This window comes from Nocardioides sp. (assembly GCF_041600255.1).
Classification (GTDB): domain Bacteria; phylum Actinomycetota; class Actinomycetes; order Propionibacteriales; family Nocardioidaceae; genus Nocardioides.
The window spans coordinates 1-1,973 of sequence record NZ_JBFIKK010000240.1; the positions used below are offsets into that span (position 1 = coordinate 1).

Consider the following 1,973-nt stretch of genomic DNA (forward strand, 5'->3'; position numbering starts at 1 on the left):
GATGACGGACAGCGACTACGACCTCTTCGCCGAGGCGTACGCGGCGCAGAGCGAGTCGGGCCTGTTCAACAGGTACTACGAGAAGCCGGCGACGCTCGGTCTCGCCGGCGACGTGGCGGGCCGCCGCGTCCTCGACGCGGGTTGTGGTGCCGGGCCGTTGATGGCCTCACTGCGAGACAGGGGTGCCGACGTCGCCGGCTTCGACCTGAGTGCCGCCATGGTCGACCTGGCGCGGAAGAGGCTGGGTGGCGACGCCGACCTGCCTCGTCCGGCGGGCGCCGCGGATCGGCACTGCGCGGAATGCGGCATGTCCGGGCGAGATGCGGGCCAACGGCCGAACCGCTAGCTAACTTCCGTGGGGTGACCGACCCCAGCATCCGGCACCTCACGGCGGCCGATGAGCAGGATCGTCGGGAGTTCGCGCACTACACGCGCCTGGACGTGGCGCGCGGAGACTTCGGGTTCGCAGCCGAGCAGAACGGAACGGCGATCGGTGCCGGCTGGGCCGTCTTCCTGCCTGCTGAGGACGCCGGATACGGCTTCGTGGACATGCAGACCCCCGAGCTGAGCCTCTGGATTCATGCCAAGGCACGGGGCCACGGCTTGGGCCGACACCTGCTGCGACTACTGAAGAGCGAGGCGCGTCACCGCGGGATCCCCGGCCTGAGTCTGTCGGTGGAGTCGGGGAACTTCGCCCACCAACTCTACGAGGACGAGGGTTTCAGGCACGTCCGGGGGCGCGAAGCCGATGGTGTGAGGTTCTGGGCGTCAGACGAGGCGCGAGCTGAACCGACCTGACCGGGATGCTCGACGGTCTGTGGTTTTCGATCTTCCCTCTCCGCGGCAGATGAGTGCGGTTTGCACCGCGTGGAGCCGCGTGGTCAACGCCGGACGCAGTAGTCTCGCCGCCCGGCAGGCTTACTGACAGGGACTCCACAGGGCCATGACTACCTTGACGAAGGCATCCGTCGTGCTAGGTGCGGTCGCAATGCTTGCCGCAGCCGCGATCTGGTTCGCCGGTTACCAGTGGGCCGGTCATGGGTGCATCGAGGGTGGGCGCGGGGCGGACCTGCTCAACGGCAAGGAAGGGTCAATCGAGGTCATCGGTGGTTCGTGCAGAGCCACGACCAACTCAGGCAAAGTACGCGAGGTGCCGTTGTCGGAGTGGCAGTGGGACGGGCCTGCACTCGCTGTTGCGGCGGTGGGAGTGATGGCCTTCGCTGCTGCGGCTGCCACAGGCTGGCGGAGGCCGCAGGGCCTTCGGGAATGAGTTTCCGGCGGATCGGTGGTCGCTCGCTCATCGGTATGAGCGGGCGGTTCTGACCCGACACGGCGTGACTGTGACGCGCACGCAGGCGGACGTGCCTGTACCCCGCGGATCGTGGATCGGCGGGGTGGGGGGCGGTCAGGGTTGTCGGTTGGACGGTTGAGCCGGTGGTGGCCTGCGATCCCGCGTGACGTCGGTGGTGCCGGTGGCATCGCGCAGGTAGGTATAGCCGTGCGGGCTGGCCCACAGGAACGATCCCGGATCGAGTCGGGTGTAGCGCCAGCCGCCGTGGGTTTTCAGCCGGTGGTGACGCCTGCACAACGGGGCGATGTTGTCGGAGGCGGTGCTGCCGCCGGCGTTGTAGGGCTGGAGGTGGTCGCTGTCGCAGGCCCGGGCCGACCGGGTGCACCAGGGGAACACGCAGGTCGGGTTGAGCAGAAACGACTGTTCGCGGATCCGGTCGGGGACTTCGTAGGCGTCGACGTGGTGGTGCTCGGCCAGGTCGATCACTGGCTTGATCACCACAGTCGTGTTGGGGTTCGTGCACCAACCGCGGACCTGCTCGACCGTGATCGGCACCCGACCGTTCTCCAGCCGGCCGATCGCGGCGTCGGCGAGGTGGACGTGCAGGACCAGCTGCTTGGGCGGCCGCGGCACCACCGTCACCACCGCACCTGACGAGTCCTCGCCGGCCGCCAGGTCGAAC

3 protein-coding genes are annotated in these 1,973 nt (G+C 68.4%); 2 read left to right on the top strand and 1 reads right to left on the bottom strand.

The genetic code is table 11. The features are described from left to right. Together ABZE72_RS16745 and ABZE72_RS16750 are read left to right on the top strand one after the other, a co-directional pair. On the top strand, positions 1-346 hold a 346-nt coding region (locus ABZE72_RS16745), incomplete at its 5' end, for a methyltransferase domain-containing protein (protein WP_372730169.1). A 14-nt stretch (positions 347-360) separates the two neighbouring features. After that, positions 361-798, top strand: coding sequence for a GNAT family N-acetyltransferase (locus ABZE72_RS16750; RefSeq protein ID WP_372730170.1), 438 nt, complete (start codon positions 361-363; stop codon positions 796-798). Between the two features lie 607 nt (positions 799-1,405). Here ABZE72_RS16750 and ABZE72_RS16755 read toward each other — a convergent pair. Continuing rightward, on the bottom strand, positions 1,406-1,973 hold a 568-nt coding region (locus ABZE72_RS16755), incomplete at its 5' end, for an HNH endonuclease signature motif containing protein (RefSeq protein ID WP_372730171.1).